The 16,725-nt window shown below is 66.9% G+C and carries 11 protein-coding genes and 9 pseudogenes; 10 read left to right on the top strand and 10 right to left on the bottom strand.

The genetic code is table 11. The features are described from left to right. Nucleotides 1-43: 43 nt before the first annotated feature. Together NHF48_RS26015 and NHF48_RS13965 are read left to right on the top strand one after the other, a co-directional pair. A complete protein-coding gene (locus NHF48_RS26015; RefSeq protein WP_446741214.1) occupies nt 44-307 on the top strand; it encodes a DUF1206 domain-containing protein in 264 nt (87 codons plus the stop codon). Between the two features lie 164 nt (nt 308-471). Then, nucleotides 472-846: a hypothetical protein gene (locus NHF48_RS13965; RefSeq protein ID WP_107954246.1), complete on the top strand. Its 375-nt coding sequence runs from the start codon at nt 472-474 to the stop codon at nt 844-846. A 3-nt stretch (nt 847-849) separates the two neighbouring features. Here NHF48_RS13965 and NHF48_RS13970 read toward each other — a convergent pair whose 3' ends face one another. Both NHF48_RS13970 and NHF48_RS13975 read right to left on the bottom strand, forming a co-directional pair. Then, nucleotides 850-1,299, bottom strand: a complete 450-nt coding sequence (locus tag NHF48_RS13970; protein WP_253071447.1) for a hypothetical protein — start codon at nt 1,297-1,299, stop codon at nt 850-852. Between the two features lie 286 nt (nt 1,300-1,585). After that, nucleotides 1,586-2,674, bottom strand: a complete 1,089-nt coding sequence (locus NHF48_RS13975) for an alkene reductase (protein WP_253071448.1) — start codon at nt 2,672-2,674, stop codon at nt 1,586-1,588. A 51-nt stretch (nt 2,675-2,725) separates the two neighbouring features. Between NHF48_RS13975 and NHF48_RS13980 the strand changes: the two are divergent. The 6 genes and pseudogenes from NHF48_RS13980 (at nt 2,726) to NHF48_RS14010 (ending at nt 8,801) form a co-directional block, all read left to right on the top strand. Beyond that, nucleotides 2,726-3,674 (top strand): annotated as a pseudogene (locus tag NHF48_RS13980) (DMT family transporter). A gap of 42 nt (nt 3,675-3,716) precedes the next feature. After that, entirely contained in the window at nt 3,717-4,370 is a 654-nt protein-coding gene (locus NHF48_RS13985) for a COQ9 family protein (RefSeq protein ID WP_253071449.1), read from the top strand. Nucleotides 4,371-4,498: 128 nt separating this feature from the next. Then, nucleotides 4,499-4,774, top strand: a complete 276-nt coding sequence (locus NHF48_RS13990; protein WP_253071450.1) for a FeoA family protein — start codon at nt 4,499-4,501, stop codon at nt 4,772-4,774. A 9-nt stretch (nt 4,775-4,783) separates the two neighbouring features. Then, nucleotides 4,784-6,658 carry a ferrous iron transporter B gene (feoB, locus tag NHF48_RS13995; protein WP_253071451.1) on the top strand — a complete coding sequence of 625 codons (1,875 nt, stop codon included), beginning with the start codon at nt 4,784-4,786 and terminating at the stop codon, nt 6,656-6,658. A gap of 8 nt (nt 6,659-6,666) precedes the next feature. Further along, a pseudogene (ssb, locus tag NHF48_RS24335) lies at nt 6,667-7,262 on the top strand (single-stranded DNA-binding protein). Continuing rightward, nucleotides 7,262-8,801: pseudogene (locus NHF48_RS14010) on the top strand (sensor histidine kinase). The pseudogenes ssb and NHF48_RS14010 overlap by 1 nt, the downstream one beginning before the upstream one ends. On the opposite strand, the pseudogene NHF48_RS14015 reads toward NHF48_RS14010, so the two are convergent. The 4 genes and pseudogenes from NHF48_RS14015 to metX all read right to left on the bottom strand — a co-directional run bounded on the left by NHF48_RS14015 (nt 8,791) and on the right by metX (nt 11,446). Next, a pseudogene (locus NHF48_RS14015) lies at nt 8,791-9,175 on the bottom strand (response regulator). The pseudogenes NHF48_RS14010 and NHF48_RS14015 overlap by 11 nt on opposite strands. A gap of 103 nt (nt 9,176-9,278) precedes the next feature. After that, nucleotides 9,279-9,866, bottom strand: coding sequence for a methionine biosynthesis protein MetW (gene metW, locus NHF48_RS14020; protein ID WP_253071452.1), 588 nt, complete (start codon nt 9,864-9,866; stop codon nt 9,279-9,281). Next, a pseudogene (locus tag NHF48_RS14025) lies at nt 9,863-10,298 on the bottom strand (GNAT family N-acetyltransferase). The gene metW and the pseudogene NHF48_RS14025 overlap by 4 nt, the downstream one beginning before the upstream one ends. Continuing rightward, nucleotides 10,295-11,446 carry a homoserine O-acetyltransferase MetX gene (gene metX, locus NHF48_RS14030; protein WP_253071453.1) on the bottom strand — a complete coding sequence of 384 codons (1,152 nt, stop codon included), beginning with the start codon at nt 11,444-11,446 and terminating at the stop codon, nt 10,295-10,297. Before metX ends, NHF48_RS14025 begins: the two are co-directional and overlap by 4 nt. Nucleotides 11,447-11,690: 244 nt before the next feature. On the opposite strand from metX, the pseudogene hisC reads away from it, so the two are divergent. Together hisC and NHF48_RS14040 are read left to right on the top strand one after the other, a co-directional pair. After that, nucleotides 11,691-12,801, top strand: a pseudogene (gene hisC, locus NHF48_RS14035) (histidinol-phosphate transaminase). Then, a complete protein-coding gene (locus NHF48_RS14040) occupies nt 12,801-13,709 on the top strand; it encodes a prephenate/arogenate dehydrogenase family protein (protein WP_253071454.1) in 909 nt (302 codons plus the stop codon). The pseudogene hisC and the gene NHF48_RS14040 overlap by 1 nt, the downstream one beginning before the upstream one ends. 148 nt (nt 13,710-13,857) lie before the next feature. On the opposite strand, the pseudogene NHF48_RS14045 reads toward NHF48_RS14040, so the two are convergent. The 4 genes and pseudogenes from NHF48_RS14045 to ftsE form a co-directional block, all read right to left on the bottom strand. Further along, nucleotides 13,858-14,539 (bottom strand): annotated as a pseudogene (locus tag NHF48_RS14045) (lysophospholipid acyltransferase family protein). After that, nucleotides 14,536-15,073 (bottom strand): annotated as a pseudogene (locus NHF48_RS14050) (YdcF family protein). The pseudogenes NHF48_RS14045 and NHF48_RS14050 overlap by 4 nt, the downstream one beginning before the upstream one ends. After that, nucleotides 15,070-15,963, bottom strand: coding sequence for a cell division protein FtsX (locus tag NHF48_RS14055; RefSeq protein ID WP_253071455.1), 894 nt, complete (start codon nt 15,961-15,963; stop codon nt 15,070-15,072). Before NHF48_RS14055 ends, NHF48_RS14050 begins: the two are co-directional and overlap by 4 nt. Next, nucleotides 15,963-16,680 (bottom strand): annotated as a pseudogene (gene ftsE, locus NHF48_RS14060) (cell division ATP-binding protein FtsE). The gene NHF48_RS14055 and the pseudogene ftsE overlap by 1 nt, the downstream one beginning before the upstream one ends. Between the last annotated feature and the right edge of the window lie 45 nt (nt 16,681-16,725).

Genomic DNA, 16,725 nt, shown 5'->3' on the forward strand with positions numbered 1-16,725 from the left:
GACTTCATCCACGACCTGCGCGGCGACGCTCCTGCGCCCGGCTATGTCTGCACGATGGGTCGAGATCGGCTACGGCGCGCGGGCGCTCGTGTTCCTGATCGTCGCCGGGCTGTTCGGATTGGCTGCATGGACCGCACATGCCAGCGACGCGGGCGGCGTGGCAGAGGCACTGGAACGGCTGCAATCGCAACCGGGCGGCAAGTGGCTGCTGGCGCTGACCGGGATCGGGCTGGCGCTGTTCGGTGCGTACAGCCTGGTCGAGGCGCGCTTCCGCCGGATCCATGTCGACCTGCCGGGTACCGATTAGAGCTTTCTTCTCTCCCATGTCCCCTCCCCGCTAAGGCGCGGGGTTCAGCGATGGCGTTCGTGACCTTTGCTCCCGCGCTCGTGGAAGAACGAGAATGATAGCCAGCGGCAAAAATCACATGGTCATCAGCGTATCGTTAAGCCGCGGACGTTACGGAGATCGTCATGTACACGATCAGCTTCGACGTCCCGACCAAGACACTCAACATCGTCACCGAGGGGTTCTGGTCGGTCGCGACGACGGCGGCGTTCTCAGCGGAACTGCTCGCCCGGGGATCGGCAGCGCGGCTGTATCACGGCCGGTTCGTCGTGCTCGCCGACCTGCGCAAGGCCGCGATCCAGCCGTTGAAGGTCGTCGATGCGCTCGAAGCGATGATGCCCAAGGCGCTGAAGGTGACGTCGGCACCGATCGCCGCGGTGGTCGCGTCGCATCTGGCGAAGCTCCAGACCGAACGCTATCTGAAGGCCGAGAACTGCCGGACGTTCCTCGATATCGACGAGGCTAAGGCGTGGCTGGCCGGGGATCGTACCGCCACCTAACTCCTAGTCTTGCGGGGCCGTTTCCAGCAAAGCCGCCTCGACCTCTTCGATCGTGATGCCGAACGCGCCGGCAAGCCCTGCCACCGACGCGCCGCGATCGGCGAGCGTGCGAATACGCGCGGTGTCGACGATGGTCTTGTAGCTACGCGTGTCGCGGTCAGTCTTCGATTCTTCGCCGCTGCGCGCGAGCGCGCCCGAACGGCGGCGTTTGGAGATCTTCAACGCCTCGACATCGTTGGTCGGCGGCGCATCGAGCCGCGCCTTGATCCGCTGATCCTCTTCGATACGCCGGCTTTCGCGGGCGCGTTCGCGTTCCTGGGACTGGAGATCGCGTTGTGCGGCACGCAATTCGGATCGCTGTTCGGACGCGGCAAGCCGTTCCTTCGCGCGCTGCTCGCGGCCATTGGCGCGCTCTTCCGCCCGTTTCGCGGCACGGTCGGCGGCGCCGGGCATGAGCGGCCCCGTTCCCCCTGCCGCCGCTCGGCCAGCCGTCGGTCATGTCTAATCCTGTCGTCACCGGCGCGCCGTACGACGCGGAGGCGCGCTGCTAGGCGATGGTGGCACCGGTGGCTAGGGGCAGTCGTCCTTCTTGATCCTCTCCCGCAAGGGGGAGGTGTCGCCGCAGGTGACGGAGGGGGAGGACACGGGGCGCACGTGGCGAGTGCCTCCCCCTCCGTCAGGCTGGCGCCTGCCACCTCCCCCTGGCGGGGGAGGATCGAGCGTCAGCCTCATTCACCACTTACGCGTTCGCAGTCTCGAGCGCGGGGTAGTCGATGTAGCCCTCGGGGCCTTGGCTATACCACGTCTTCGCATCGTCCTTCGCGAGCGGTGCGCCGGTGCGCAGGCGCTCGGGCAGGTCCGGGTTGGCGATGAACGTGCGGCCGAAGGTGATCGCGTCGGCATTGCCCGAATCGAGCTCGGCCTGCGCCTCTTCGACGGTCGTGTAGTCCGAGTTGACGATCAGCACGCCGTTGAACACCTTGCGGATCGCCGGGCTGAGCTTGGGCACGTCGGTCTTGCCGAACGTGCCGTCGGGGCCAGGCTCGCGCAGTTCGAGGAACGCAATGCCGAGGTCGGACAGCGCCTTGGCAGCGGCGGTGAACAGCGCCTCGGGGTTGCTGTCGTCGACACCCTGCGAATCACCGTTGGGCGACAGGCGGACGCTGACGCGGTCGGCGCCGGCGACCGAGATCACGCGCTCGGCGACTTCGCGGAGCAAGCGGACGCGGTTCTCGATTCCGCCGCCATATTCGTCGGTACGGAAATTGGCGTTGTCGCGCAGGAACTGGTCGATCAGATAACCATTGGCCGCGTGAATCTGCACGCCGTCAAAGCCTGCCGCGAGCGCGTTCTTAGTCGCCAGCTCATAGTCGTTCAGCAGGCGCGGAATCTCGTTGGTCTCGAGCGGACGCGCGACCTCGAAATCCTTCTTGCCCTCGAAGGTGTGCGCCTGGCCTTCGGTCGCGGTTGCCGACGACGACACGGGCTGCGTCTCGTACACCGACGAATGGCCCTGGCGGCCCATGTGCCAGAGCTGCGCGACGATCCGGCCACCAGCGGCATGGACCGAGTCGGTGACCGGCTTCCAGGCGGCAACCTGCGCGTCGGTCCACAGACCCGGCGCGAACGGCCAGCCGAGACCTTCGCGGCTGATGCCGGTGGCTTCCGAGATGATCAGGCCGGCACTCGCACGCTGCGTGTAATATTCGACCATGATGTCGGTCGGCACCGCATCCCTGTCGGCACGCCCGCGGGTGAGCGGCGCCATGATGATGCGGTTCGGCGCTTCGACGGCACCAAGGGTAATCGGATCGAAAAGGCTAGGCATGGGGGCTCCTTATTGGCCTGACGGGCGGAAGATAGGAGGCTACAGGGCGGCATGCATCGCCCCGACCCGCAAAGATTATCTAGCGTGCCCGATACGCCGCACAGTTTGACGCCGGTTGCGGAAAGTGTTGCCGCGCCGGGACTTATCGCCTTCGCCGCGCTGGTGGTGGCGAACGTCGCGCTGGCGTTCGGCCCATGGTTCGTCCGCGCGACCGAGGTCGGGCCGGTGGCAGCGGGATTCTGGCGCCTCACGCTGGCGGTGCCGTTCCTGATCGCACTGGCGGTCCAGCAGGGCGCGCGGCCGACCCGGTTGAGCCGCGGCGTATGGATCGGATTGATCGTCGGCGGCGTGTGTTTCGCGGCCGATCTCGGCGCGTGGCATCTCGGCATTCGGCGCACGACGCTCGCCAATGCGACGTTGTTCGGCAACGCGGCGACGCTGATCTTCCCGATCTACGGCTTCCTGGTCGCGAAGACGTGGCCGACGCGTACTCAGGGATGGGCGCTGGTACTCGCGGCAACGGGCGCTGCGCTGTTGCTCGGGCGCTCGTATCAGCTCGATGCGAAGAACCTTGTCGGCGACCTGCTCTGCATCCTCGCGGGGCTGCTTTACACGGTCTATTTCATCCTCATGGCGCGCGCGCGGGCGACGTTGGCGCCGCTCTCCGCACTGACTTTGTCGACGCTGGCGGGGATTGTGCCGCTGCTCGTGTTCGCGCTGGCGATGGGCGAGCGGGTGATGCCGACGCACTGGGGGGCCGCTGATCGGGCTCGCTCTGTGCAGCCAGGTGCTCGGGCAAGGCCTGATGATCTATGCGCTCGGCCGCTTCTCGCCGCTGGTGATCGGGATCGCGTTGCTGATCCAGCCGGTGGTCGCCGGCGTGGTGGGCTGGCTGGTGTATGGCGAGCGGCTCGGCGCGGCGGACCTGGTCGGCGTCGTGATGGTGGCGGTCGCGCTGGTCCTCGTCCGCCGGGGCCCCTCCCCCGGAAGTCCCCCTTGAAGACACGCTTGATACGCCTGATTTTGAACGGCAGGAGACGGTATGACCCAGGACCTTACGCTCGACGAAATTCGCGCCCTGCTGGCGCCCGGCATCGCCGCCAATGCTGCGTTCGACGGCTGGAGCGACGCCGCGCGCGACATGGCCGCGCAGGCCGAGGGGATCGACACCGACATCGCCGCGCTCGCGTTCAAGGACGGTCCAGTCGACATGATCGACGCGTGGTTCGCGCACATCGATGGCGTGATGCTGGCCGCGGTGCCGCCCGAGCGGCTCGCGCTGATGAAGATCCGTGAGAAGATCACCGCGCTGGTCGAGGCGCGGCTCGACGCGACGTCGATCGATCGCGAATCGCTGCGGCGGGCGCTGGCGATCCTCGCGCTCCCGCAGAACCTGGCGAAGGCGACACGGCTTGGCTGGCGGACGGTCGACACGATCTGGCGCGCGGCCGGCGACGTCGCGACCGACTACAACTACTATACCAAGCGGACGATCCTGCTCGGCGTGTACGCGTCGACGATCACGGTCTTCCTCGACGACGAAAGCGAAGGTCTGGCCGAAACGCGCGCGTTCCTTGGTCGCCGGATCAATGGGATCATGCAGTTCGAGAAGGCCAAGGCCGGGTTCCTCAAGCGCACCGAACACGGTTTCAGCCTGTCGCGATTCGTCGGCCGCCTGCGCTATCCGACTGCCTGAAGCCACCAACGCTCGGCTAAGTGTCTCTGTATTCTGACTTTCATCCGGATGGCGAGGCGTCGAGGCGGTCGTAACCAACGACGGTTAGGGCTTCCCTTCCCCGGGCGTTACTGATAATCAGTCGCATCATGGAAACTCGCCCCGATCGTTCCGTCAGCCTCGAAACGCTGCCTCGCAAGCAGCATGGCATCGTTGCCGCGATCGAATGGGCGCGACTTGCCGATCCCGAAGCGCGCCGGTTGCGGGAACTCGGCTTCGACGAGGGTGTCGATGTCGAAGTCCTGCATCGCGCGACGCTCGGCCAAGGCCCGATCGCCTGCCGTATCGGCCGGATGACGGTTGCGCTTCGCCGTGCGGTTGCTGGCACGATCCACGTCTCGCCAATGCCTGCCGCGGCTGAATAATCCTTTAGAATGAACGCAGCACCGCTGGTTGCGCTGGTCGGCAATCCCAATGCCGGCAAGAGCGCGCTGTTCAACGCGCTCACGGGTGCGCGCCAGAAGGTCGGCAATTATCCCGGCGTCACTGTCGAGCGGAAGGTCGGGCGGCTGATGCTCGACGACGGGCGGCCAATCGAGTTGGTGGACCTCCCCGGCGCGTACAGCCTCGAACCCTCCTCCCCCGACGAGCGGGTCACCCGCGACGTCGTCACCGGCACGCAGGACGGCGAGCGCCTGCCCGATGCGCTGGTCGTCGTCGTCGATGCCGCCAATCTCGACAACCATCTCCGCTTCACGCTCCAGCTGATCGCGCTCGGCCTGCCGGTCGTCGTCGCGCTCAACATGGTCGATCTCGCCGAGCGCGACGGCCTGAAGCTCGACCCCAAGGTGCTCGAGCGCGAACTCGGCGTGCCGGTGATCCCGACCGTCGCGGTGCGCAAGCGTGGCCTCGACGAGTTGAAGGCGGCACTGTCCGGCATCGTCGTCAACGGCCCGATGCGCCTCCGTAAGTCCGACGGCAGCGTGCAGGACGACATCGTCACGCTCCAGCGCCGCGCGCGCCAGATCGCCACGTCCGCGACCGTATCCGAGACGCAGGTCCGCCGCTGGACGCACATGCTCGACGCGGTCGCGCTGCACCCGGTCGCCGGCCCGATCCTGCTGCTCGCGATCATGTTCCTGATGTTCCAGGCGGTGTTCAGCTGGGCACAGCCGTTCATGGACGCGATCGATGCGGGCTTCACCGCGTTGCAGGGCTTCCTGACCGCCGAACTGCCCGATTCGCTGCTGCGGTCGCTGCTGGTCGACGGCGTGATCGCTGGCGTCGGCGCGGTGATCGTGTTCCTGCCGCAGATCCTGATCCTGTTCCTCTTCATCCTCGTGCTCGAGGCGAGCGGCTACATGGTCCGCGCGGCGTTCCTGATGGACCGGGTGATGGCGAGCGTCGGGCTGTCCGGCCGTGCGTTCATCCCGCTACTGTCGAGCTTCGCCTGCGCGATCCCCGGCATCATGGCGACGCGGACGATCGACGACGAGAAGGACCGCCTGACGACGATCCTGATCGCGCCGCTGATGACGTGCTCCGCGCGGCTGCCGGTCTACACGCTGATAATCGGCGCGTTCATCCCCAACACGCAGGTGCTGCCGTTCGTCGGGCTTCAGGGCCTCGTCATGCTCGGCCTGTACGTGATGGGCATCGTCGGTGCGTTCGTCGCGGCGCTGGTGCTGCGCCGGACGGTGACCAAGGGCGTGTCGTCGGGCTTCATGATGGAGATGCCGAAATACCAGTGGCCGCAGTGGCGCGACGTCGGCATCGGCCTGTGGAGTCGCGCGCAGATCTTCCTGAAGCGCGCCGGCGGCATCATCCTGACCTCGACGATCATCCTGTGGGTGCTGCTGAGCTTCCCCAAGCCGCCCGAACAGCCCGCCGGCGCGCCGAAGATCTCCGCGGTCGATTATTCTGTCGCCGGCCGCATCGCTAACGGCATCGCGCCGGTGTTCGCGCCGATCGGCTTCAACCGCGACATCGTCCTCGCGCTGATCCCGGCGATGGCCGCGCGCGAAGTCGCAGTGGCGGCGATCGGCACCGTCTATGCGATCGACGATCCCGCCAGCAACCAGGGCGGCAAGGCGATGATCGAGAACCTCCGCGGCCGCTGGAGCCTTCCCACCGCGCTCGCCTTCCTGATGTGGTTCGTGTTCGCACCGCAGTGCATTTCGACGATCGCCGTCACCCGCCGCGAGACCAATGGGTGGAAATGGCCCGCCTTCATGGTTGGCTATTTGTTCGCCGCCGCCTACATCATGGCTGGCATTACATACTGGCTGGCGGTGTTCGCCGGCCTCTGAGGGGCATCATGGCAGGCAGCGTCAACAAGGTCATCATCGTCGGCAATCTGGGTCGCGACCCGGAGAGCAAGGCGTTCCAGAACGGCGGCAAGGTCGTCAATCTGCGCATCGCGACATCCGAGACCTGGAAGGACAAGATGTCGGGCGAGCGCAAGGGAAAAGACCGAATGGCATTCGGTCGCGATCTTCAACGAAGGTCTGGCGAACGTCGCCGAAAAGTATCTCCGCAAAGGCTCGAAGGTCTATATCGAGGGGCGCGCTCCAGACCCGGAAGTGGCAGGACGCGCAGGGCCAGGACAAATATTCGACCGAGATCGTGTTGCAGGGCTTCAACAGCGTCCTGACGATGCTCGACGGTCCTAACGGCGGCTCAGGCGGTGGTGCAGGCGGCGGCGGTGGTAGCCGCGGCGGTGGCGACGACTGGGCCGGCGGTGGCGGCGGCAACGACTTCGGCGGTGGTTCGTCGGGCGGTGGCGGCGGTTACGGCGGCGGCGGCGGTGGTCGTGGCGGCAGCGCGCCTTCCGGTGGTGGCGGCGCACGCGGTGGCAGCTTCGGCCAGACCGGCGGCTTCTCGGACGATCTCGACGACGACGTGCCGTTCTGATTGCCGTGACGACGCTGTATTCCGTTCCCAATACCGCCACGTTCGACGAGGCCGTGCGCTCGCGCGTGATCTCGGCCTACGACGTTGCCGGTGCGCGCGCGAAGGGCCAGCTCGACGACATCGTGGCGTTCGCAGCCGAGCTGTGCGGCGCCCCGGTCGCGTTGCTGAGCCTGGTCGAGGAGGAATATCAGCGTTTCCTGGCGCGGACCGGGTTCGACCTGGAGCAGACGCCGCGCAGCATGTCGTTCTGCGCGCACGCGATGCACCATCACGAGGTGATGGAAGTGCCCGACGCGCAGGCCGATCCGCGCTTCGTCGACAACCCGCTGGTGACGGGCGAGCCCTACGTGCGCTTCTACGCCGGCGCGCCCCCTGGTCTCCAGCGAGGGTGTGCCGCTGGGCGCACTCTGCGTGCTTGCGAACGAGCCTCGCGAAGGCCTGACCCGGTTCCAGCGCGACGGCCTCACGCTGTTGGCCAAGGCGGCAATGGGCCGGCTCGACGACCGCCGCACCGCACGCGAGCAGGCGATGGCCGAGGCCGAAGCCCGCCGCACGCTGGAAGCGAGCGACCTGAAATTCCGCACGCTCGCCGACACCATGCCACAGATGGTGTGGTCGACGCTGCCCGACGGCTTCCACGATTACTTCAACGCGCGCTGGTACGAGTTCACCGGCACGCCCGTCGGGACGACCGATGGCGAAGGCTGGAACGACATGTTCCACCCCGACGATCAGGATCGCGCCTGGGCGATCTGGCGCCAGTCGCTCGACACCGGTGAGCCCTACAACATCGAATACCGGCTGCGGCATTTCGACGGCACGTATCGCTGGGTGCTCGGCCGTGCGTTGCCGGTGCGCGACGAAAACGGCGCAATCACGCGCTGGTTCGGGACGTGCACCGACATCCACGAACAGAAGCTCGCCTACGAAGAGCGCGAGGTCATCAGCCAGGAGCTGAGCCACCGCATCAAGAACATCTTCGCGGTGATCGCCGGACTCATCGCGTTCTCGGCGAGGGGAAAGCCGGAGTTCGCCGGGATCGCGACGGACTTGCGCCACCGGATCAACGCGCTGGGTCGCGCGCATGATTTCGTCCGCCCGCATAGCGCCAACTCACGACCATCGATGGCGCAGAATAGCCTACATGGCTTGCTGCACGAATTGTTCGAGCCGTATCAGCGAATCGATGGCGCCCGTGTCAGCGTCGTGGGCGACGATGTGACGATCGATGATCGTTCCGCGACTCCGCTCGCGCTGATGTTTCACGAACTTGCGACCAACGCGACCAAATACGGTGCGCTCGCGACCGAACTCGGCACGGTGCGAGTCACCGTCGCGGCCAATACCGATACGGTGACATTGCACTGGCGAGAGGTGGGAGGCCCGTCCGTCACCAAGCCTACGACGCTACCGGGTTTTGGCACGCAGTTGATCGAAATGAGCGCGGTGCGTCAGTTAGGCGGTAGCGTTAACCGGACGTGGAACGACGACGGCCTGATCGTCGCCCTGACTATTCCGAAGACCGCGTTCAGCCGCTGACGCGAATGACGTCGTCGTGCGCGCTTGTGTCGTCGTTGCACGCCAAAGCGGCAGCGGCGAGGATGGCCGAGATCGCTGAACGGCTTGCGAATATAGCCTAGGCAATCCGCATCGCCGATCTGGGCGGGGTTTGCAGTCACGAACACGACCTTTACGCCGTAGTCCTGCGCCATCCGCCTGGCGATCTCAGGCCCGGTCGGACCGTCGCGCAGGTTGATGTCGACGAATGCGAAACTGCACCCCGGTGCGGCGGCGATCGCGCTGTCGCGATCGGCCGCAATTCCCGCGACTCCGTAGCCGGCGTCCATCAGGATTCTCTCGAGATCGAGCGCGACGAAGATTTCGTCTTCGACAATGAGGGCGGTCTTGGTCATCGGCGAAGTAACCAGTCGCCCGCTAATCGGTTCCGCCAAATCGGTGATTTAGATCAACCGCTTGTCCCGATCTGGCCAGATCGTCGCCGATTGTCGCAAACGATTACCGTCGCAGCAGGAATACCGCGTGCTCGGCAAGCAGGTTGGCACCGCCCACGCCGGTGCGCTTGTCGCCCGACAGGAACCAAGCGTCCTCGACGGTGATCCCGCGCGCTTTCACGAAGGCGCGGAAATCGTCGATCGTGACGTGGTGGATGTTCGGCGTGTCGTACCAGCTCTCGGGCAATTGCCGCGTCACCGGCATTCGTCCGCCCCAGAGCAGCGACAGCCGCACGCGCCAGTGCGCGAAATTCGGGAAGCTGACGAAGGCGCGCCGGCCGATCCGCAGCAGGTGATCGAGCACGAGATCGGGCGCGCGTGCGGTCTGCAGCGTCTGGCTGAGGATCGCGTAGTCGAAGCTTGCGTCGGGATAGCCGGCGAGGTCGATATCCGCATCGCCCTGGATCACCGACAGGCCGCGCGCGACCGCCGACGCCACGTTGTCCGCGTCGATCTCCAGCCCTCGTGCATCGACGTCTCGGGTATCGCGGAGTGCGGCCATGAGCGCCCCGTCCCCGCAGCCAATGTCGAGCACCCGACTGCCCTGCGCGACGTTCTCGGCGATTACGGCAAGGTCGGTACGTAAGTTCATGGTGCGGTCCGGAGTTGCTCGGCTAAGCCCGGAGCAAGGCGTTCCATGTAGCGATCGGCGCGGACCAGCGGATGGAAACCGAGGTCAGCGTACACGCCGTGCGCGTCGGCGGTGACGAGCCCGAACCTGCGCAACCCGGCAAACGACGGATGCTCTAGGAACCAGGTCACCATCCGCCGCCCGAGCCCCCTGCCCGCGCACGGACTCGTCGATCCAGACGTCCGCCAGCCACGCAAACGTCGCGTGATCCGTAATCATTCGCGCGAACCCGATCTGCTGCTCGTTCTCGTACGCGCCGAGACAATGCGACCCGGCGATCGCCCGTTCGACCAGACCGCGCTCGATCCCTGGCGACCAGTAGCTGCTCGCAAGCCACCTGTGGATGCGGTCGACCTGCAACTTGCTGGCGTCGTCGGACAGGGTGATGGTCATCGGCCGGCCCTCAGGAAGCCGTCGACCACCCGGTTGAGATCTGGCGCCTCCAGCAGGAACGCATCATGGCCATACGGGCTCGACAGCTCGACGAAGCTGACCGGCGCGCCCGCTGCGTTGAGCGCCTGTACGATCGCGCGTGATTCGGCGGTCGGGTAGAGCCAGTCGGTGTCGAAGCTGACGAGGCAGAACCGCGACTTGGTCGCGCGAAACGCGTTGGCGAGCAGTCCGCCATGCTCCTCGGCGAGATCGAAATAATCCATCGCCCGCGTGATGTAGAGGTAGGAGTTCGCATCGAACCGATCGGTGAACGCGAGCCCCTGGTGGCGCAGATAGCTCTCGACCTGAAAATCGGCGTCGAACCCGAACGATTTCGCGTCGCGCGCCTGGAGCCGACGCCCGAACTTCTCGGTCAGCCCGGCTTCGGACAGATACGTGATGTGCGCCGCCATCCGCGCGACCGCGAGCCCGGCAGTCGGTGCCGCATCGTCATGATACTCGCCGCCGCGCCAGTTCGGATCGGCCATCACCGCTTGCCGCCCGACCTCGTGGAACGCGATGTTCTGCGCGGTATGGCGCGCGGTCGAAGCGATCACGACGCACGCCTTCACACGATCGGGGAAGGTCGCGGGCCAGCTCAGTGCTTGCATTCCGCCCATCGATCCGCCGACCACGGCGTGGAGCACGCCGACGCCGAGATGATCGAGCAGCATCGCCTGCGCGCGCACCATGTCGCGGATCGTGATGACCGGGAAGCCCATCGCCCACGGCCGCCCGGTCGCCGGGTTTATCGTCGCAGGGCCCGATGTCCCCATGCAGCTGCCGAGCACGTTGGCGCAGACGACAAAGTGCCGCGCGGGGTCGATCGGCTTGCCCTCGCCGACCATGCGCGTCCACCAGCCGGGTTTGCCGGTGCGGGGGTGATGCGAGGCGACGTGCTGGTCGCCGGTCAGCGCGTGACAGATCAGGATGGCGTTCGACGCATCGGCGTTGAGCGTCCCGTAGGTCTCGTACGCGATATCGACCGGCGACAGCAGCACGCCGCCGTCCAGCCGCAGCGGCCCCGGCAAGGTTATGCGCCGCGCAAGACCAAAACGCTGGTCGGTGTCATGGCCGGTCCCGGGGTCGATGGCAGGCGTGTCGAGCATGCCGCGCGCTACCATAGGGGGCCACGGTCATGCCAGCGCCGCTTCCTCGATCCTCCCCCGCCAGGGGGAGGTGGCTGGCCCTCGCCAGACGGAGGGGGAGGACAGGAAAACCGCTGTTGCGTCGCCCTCCCCCCTCCGTCGCCTTCGGCGCCACCTCCCCCTGGCGGGGGAGGATCGTGAAGTCCCCCACCCACCGCGCACAAAGATTGCCACCGCGCCACCGCGCCCGCTATGTCCCGCGGCCATGACAAACATCACGCCCGCTCCTGCGCCGAAGCCCTGGATCCTGGGGATCGCGCCGTACACGCCCGGTCGCTCGACGACCGATGACGGCCGCATTGTGATCAAGCTGTCGTCGAACGAGAACCCGCTCGGCACCAGCCCCGCCGCGAAGGCGGCATTCGATGCCGCCGACCGCACGCTGGAACGCTATCCGGATGCGGGCGCGGTCGAACTGCGCGAGGCGCTGGCGGCGCATTACGACCTTGATCCGGCGCGCGTGATCTACGGCACCGGCTCCGACGAGATCCTCCATCTGGTCGCGGGCGCCTATGCGGGCCCCGGCGACGAGATCATCCACGTCCGCTACGGCTTCGCGGTGTATGAGATCGCCACGCGCCGCGTCGGCGCCGAGCCCGTCATCGTCGACGACCGCGACTATGCGACCGACGTCGACGCGATCCTCGCCGCCGTCACCGAGCGCACCCGCGTGGTGTTCGTCGCGAACCCGAACAATCCGACCGGCACGTTCACGCCGCGGGCGGAAATCGCGCGGCTGCATGCCGGGCTGCCGAAGTCGGTGCTGCTCGTGCTCGACCAGGCCTATGCCGAATATCTGTCGCCCGAGGAGGACGATGCGGGGCTCGCGCTGGCGATGACCGAGGCGAACGTGCTGGTGACGCGGACCTTCTCGAAGATTCACGGGCTGGCCGCCGAGCGGATCGGCTGGGGTTATGCCTGCGCGCCGATCATCGACGCGATGCACCGCATCCGCGCACCGTTCAACGTCACCACCGCGGGTCAGGCCGCCGCGGTCGCCGCGATCGGCGACACCGCGTTCGTCGACGCGACGCGCGCGCATAACGACACGTGGCGCGGCTGGTTCGTCGAGCAGATCGGGCAGATGGGCAACGCCGGGCTTCGCGCCGTACCGTCGAAGGCGAACTTCGTGCTCGTGCTGTTCGAGGGCAAGCTGACCGCCGATGCCGCGTATCATGGGCTGATGGACGCGGGCTACATCGTCCGCTGGCTGCCCGGCCAGGGGCCTGCCCAACGCGCTGCGCATCACGATCGGCACCGAAGAGGAAACGCGCGGCGTCACCGCGGCGCTGCGCAACCTGGTCGAAGCCGCCTGATGCTCCCGTTCGCGCGCGTCACGATCATCGGGCTGGGTCTGATCGGCTCGTCGGTCGCGCGCGCGGTGCAGGCGAAGATGCCGACGGTGCGCGTCACCGGCTACGACGCCGATGCGACCGTGCGCGAGACGGCGGACCGGTTGCAGTTCTGCGACGACGTTGCGGACTCGGCCGGCGCGGCGGTGATCGACGCCGACCTCGTGATCCTGTGCGTGCCCGTCGGGATCATGGGCGAGGTCGCCGCCGAGTTCGCGGCCGAACTGCCGGCGGATGCGATCGTTAGCGACGTCGGCAGCTGCAAGGCGGAGATCGTCCGCGCGCTGACCGAAGCGCTACCGAACGCGACCGTGATCCCCGCGCATCCGGTCGCGGGCACCGAGCGGAGCGGTCCAGAAGCGGGCTTCGCGACGCTGTTCCGGCACCGCTGGTGCATCGTCACGCCGCCCGAAGGCGCCGACCCGGTTGCGGTCGAGCGCGTTTCCGAATTCTGGCGTCGGCTCGGCGCGCAGGTCGAGACGATGGCGCCCGAGCATCACGACCGCGTCCTCGCCGTCACCAGCCATCTGCCGCATCTGATCGCCTATACGATCGTCGGCACCGCGGGCGATTTGGAAGAAGTGACGCAGTCTGAGGTCATCAAATATTCGGCAGGCGGGTTCCGCGATTTCACGCGGATCGCAGCGTCGGACCCGACGATGTGGCGCGATATCTTCCTCAACAACCGCGAGGCGGTGCTGGAGATGCTCCAGCGTTTTTCCGAGGATCTGAGCCATCTTCAGCGTGCGATCCGCTGGGGTGATGGGGATGCTTTGTTCGACCTGTTCACGCGGACTCGGGCGATCCGCCGGAGCATCGTCGAGCAGGGGCAGGACGACGACGTGCAGGATTTCGGGCGTACGCATGGGTAAGGGCTGACCCCACGCCGTACCTAAGAATGCCGCCACCTCGGCGGAGGCCGGGGCCCAATTGGGTAGGCCGGAGTAACAGTTCCCAACGCACATCATCGACGTCCCCCAATTGGGCCCCGGCCTTCGCCGGGGTGGAGGACTGCTTGACCTAATCCAGCGCGTTCATCGCGGCATGAACCCGCTGCTCAGCCTCCTCACGCGGCAAACCCGGCGGGACCACCTCGCCGAACCGGAAGGTGATCACACCCGGCAGCTTCGGGCCTTTCCGCGGCCACACCAACCCGCTGTCGCAGGCGATCGGCACCGTCGGCATCTTCAACGCGCGATACAGTCCGGCAAACCCCGGCTTCAGCGGCGGATGCTCGCCTGGCGAAACCCGCGTCCCCTCCGGAAAGATCAGGATCGAGCGCCCGGTCGCCTTCGCCGCGGTCGCCTCGCGCATCATGTTCCGCATCGCCTTCGCCGAAGCCTCGCGGTCGACGACGATCGCGCCGTAGCGCCGCGCCGCCCAGCCCCAGGCAGGGATATCCGCCAGTTCGCGCTTCAGAACGATCGCCGGGCCATCGAGCAGACGCTGTAGCTCCAGCGTCTCGAACATCGCCTGGTGCTTGCACGCGTAGAACGCCGGCTCGGTCGGCCGCGTCCCCTCGACCCGGATGTGCACGCCGAGGGATCACGCGTGCGCACCACCGATGGAAGCGCGTCCAGATCGTCGAATGCACAATCACCGCGCGTGATCCGAACAGCGCCGAGATCGGCACGGTCACGACGATCGGCACCGAGATCGTGTAGAAAACGAGCATGAACGCCCAGTTGCGCAACCAAATCATCCGCCAAATCCAATCCACAACGCGATCCGGCGAAGGATCAACTTGTTATATTCGTTGACCAAAGTCCCGAGCCGCGGCGTCCCCGGCACGCCGTCGCCGAGGATCACGACATTCTTGTCGAGGGCAGCGGCCAGCTCCATCCGTGCGCGCGCGACGTGCCAGTCCGAGGTCACCAGTCGCACAGAGCGGTATTTGTGCACGCGCACCCACTGCGCGGTTTCCTCCGCGTTCGAGCGCGTATCGACCGCGTCCGCGCCGAGATCGATGCAGCATGCGAACAACGCGGGCGACGTCCGATACTCCAGTGCGAGATCAATCGGCCGCACCCCCGGCGCGACGCCGGTTACGAGCATCCGCTTTGCCTGGTGATCGCGGAGCAGCGCGATACCGCGATCGATCCGCCCCTGCCCCACCGGTCGGCACGACGATAGCGTCGGACGTGAAACCGTCGAGCGGTTTCGGCAGCAGCAGCATGAACAGCGCGAACCCGAACGCCCAGGCGAGCGCCATGATGCCGAACAGCCGCACGATCACAGGATATGCCTCAGTGCACGGACGATCGTGACGCGGGCGGCGAGCGTGGCGAGGACGACGAACGCGATCGGCAGTATCGCCAGCGCCACCCGGTCGACTCCGCCCAGCGTCACCCCGCCGAGCAGTTCGGAGCCCAGTCCGTGCAACCGGATGCCGACGAACGCTACCACCAGCAACGCCGCGATACCGCCGCCGAGCCCGCCGATCGTCGCGTCGAGCGCGATCCGCCGCTGGAACAGCCGCGCGACCTGGAGATCGGTCGAGCCGAGCATGTGCATCACCGCGATCGTCTCGCGGTGCGTCTCCAGCCCTGCGCGCGCGGCCAGCACGACGACCGCGGCAGTCGCGCTCGCCATCAGCAGGACCAGCGCCAGGGCCAAGAACGTCAGCGAGCGCATCACGTCGTTGACCGGCGACATCCAGCTTTCGTGACGGTCGACGCGAATGATCGGGCTCAGGCGACGGACACTGGTCGCGACACGCGCCGCCGCCGACTCATCCTGATTGCCGAGGTCGACGTCGATTATCGCCGGCACCGGCAATTGCGGATCGGCGCCATCGGACCCGAGCCAGGGTTGCAGCAGCCGCGTGAGTTCGGCGCGATCGACCGGCGTCGCCGTCGCCACCGCCGGCATCGTCCGCAGCGCCGCCAGCACCCGCGCCGCAACCGCGTCACGACGGACCGGATCGCCATCGACGACCTGCACCGTCAACCGCCCCGCCAACTGCCGATCCAGCAACCGCGCCGCACCCGCCGTCGCCAAACCCAACGCCGCAGCGAGCATCGTCAGGAACAGCATGATCGCCATCACCCACGTCATCGCGCGCAGGCCGCCTGCCTCGTCGAGCACGCGGCGCTCGACCGATGATCGCGCCTTCGACACCCCCATCATTCGGGCCGAGTCGGCGGATAGCGCAGCGAACCGGTCGGATCGAGCAATCGCCCGCGATCGAGCCGCATCATCTGCGCCCCCCGGGATCCGCCCGAGCAGATGGAAGTCATGCGTCGCGACCACCACGGTCGTACCCAGCTTGTTGAGCGATTCGAACAGGTGCAGCAGTCGCTCGGCCATGTCGGGATCGACGTTGCCGGTCGGCTCGTCCGCGACCAGGATCTCAGGGCGCGCGATCACCGCGCGGGCGATCGCGACGCGCTGTTGCTCGCCGCCCGACAATGTTGCCGGCCGCGCATCCGCACGCTCGGTCAGCCCGACCCAGGCGAGCATCTCGCGCACCGGTTGCTCGATGTCCGCCTCTGGCATCCCCGCCACGCGCAACGGCAGCGCGATATTGTCCCAGGTCGACAGATGCGGGACAAGTCGGAAGTCCTGGAAGACCACGCCGATCCGCCGGCGGAATCCGGGCAACCGATCGCGCGACAACACCACCGCGTCCTCGCCGAACAGCCGGATCACGCCGCGCGTGGGCCGTTGCGCAAGATACAACAGCTTGAGCAGCGAAGTCTTCCCCGCCCCGCTTGCGCCGGTCAGGAAGTAGAACGCACCGCTGCGCAGCGTGAAGCTGAGGTCCGCCAGCGTCTCCGGCCCTGCGTCCGGACCCGTGCCGTAGCGAAGCCCGACATTTTCGAATTGGACGATATTCGCCATGACGTGGTTGCGCCCGCTCTCGCCCGCTTGATGTTCGTGCCAATG

Origin of the sequence: Sphingomonas sp. H160509, assembly GCF_024124765.2 — a bacterium.
In the GTDB taxonomy this organism is placed as follows: Bacteria; Pseudomonadota; Alphaproteobacteria; order Sphingomonadales; family Sphingomonadaceae; genus Sphingomonas.

Excerpts from the sequence above, each read along its gene's own strand:
- NHF48_RS26015 (WP_446741214.1), top strand. The coding sequence starts at position 44 with ATGTCTGCACGATGGGTCGAGATCGGCTACGGCGCGCGGGCGCTCGTG.
- NHF48_RS13965 (WP_107954246.1), top strand. The coding sequence starts at position 472 with ATGTACACGATCAGCTTCGACGTCCCGACCAAGACACTCAACATCGTC.
- NHF48_RS13970 (WP_253071447.1), bottom strand. The coding sequence starts at position 1,299 with ATGCCCGGCGCCGCCGACCGTGCCGCGAAACGGGCGGAAGAGCGCGCC.
- NHF48_RS13975 (WP_253071448.1), bottom strand. The coding sequence starts at position 2,674 with ATGCCTAGCCTTTTCGATCCGATTACCCTTGGTGCCGTCGAAGCGCCG.
- NHF48_RS13985 (WP_253071449.1), top strand. The coding sequence starts at position 3,717 with ATGACCCAGGACCTTACGCTCGACGAAATTCGCGCCCTGCTGGCGCCC.
- NHF48_RS13990 (WP_253071450.1), top strand. The coding sequence starts at position 4,499 with ATGGAAACTCGCCCCGATCGTTCCGTCAGCCTCGAAACGCTGCCTCGC.
- feoB (WP_253071451.1), top strand. The coding sequence starts at position 4,784 with ATGAACGCAGCACCGCTGGTTGCGCTGGTCGGCAATCCCAATGCCGGC.
- metW (WP_253071452.1), bottom strand. The coding sequence starts at position 9,866 with ATGAACTTACGTACCGACCTTGCCGTAATCGCCGAGAACGTCGCGCAG.
- metX (WP_253071453.1), bottom strand. The coding sequence starts at position 11,446 with ATGCTCGACACGCCTGCCATCGACCCCGGGACCGGCCATGACACCGAC.
- NHF48_RS14040 (WP_253071454.1), top strand. The coding sequence starts at position 12,801 with ATGCTCCCGTTCGCGCGCGTCACGATCATCGGGCTGGGTCTGATCGGC.
- NHF48_RS14055 (WP_253071455.1), bottom strand. The coding sequence starts at position 15,963 with ATGGGGGTGTCGAAGGCGCGATCATCGGTCGAGCGCCGCGTGCTCGAC.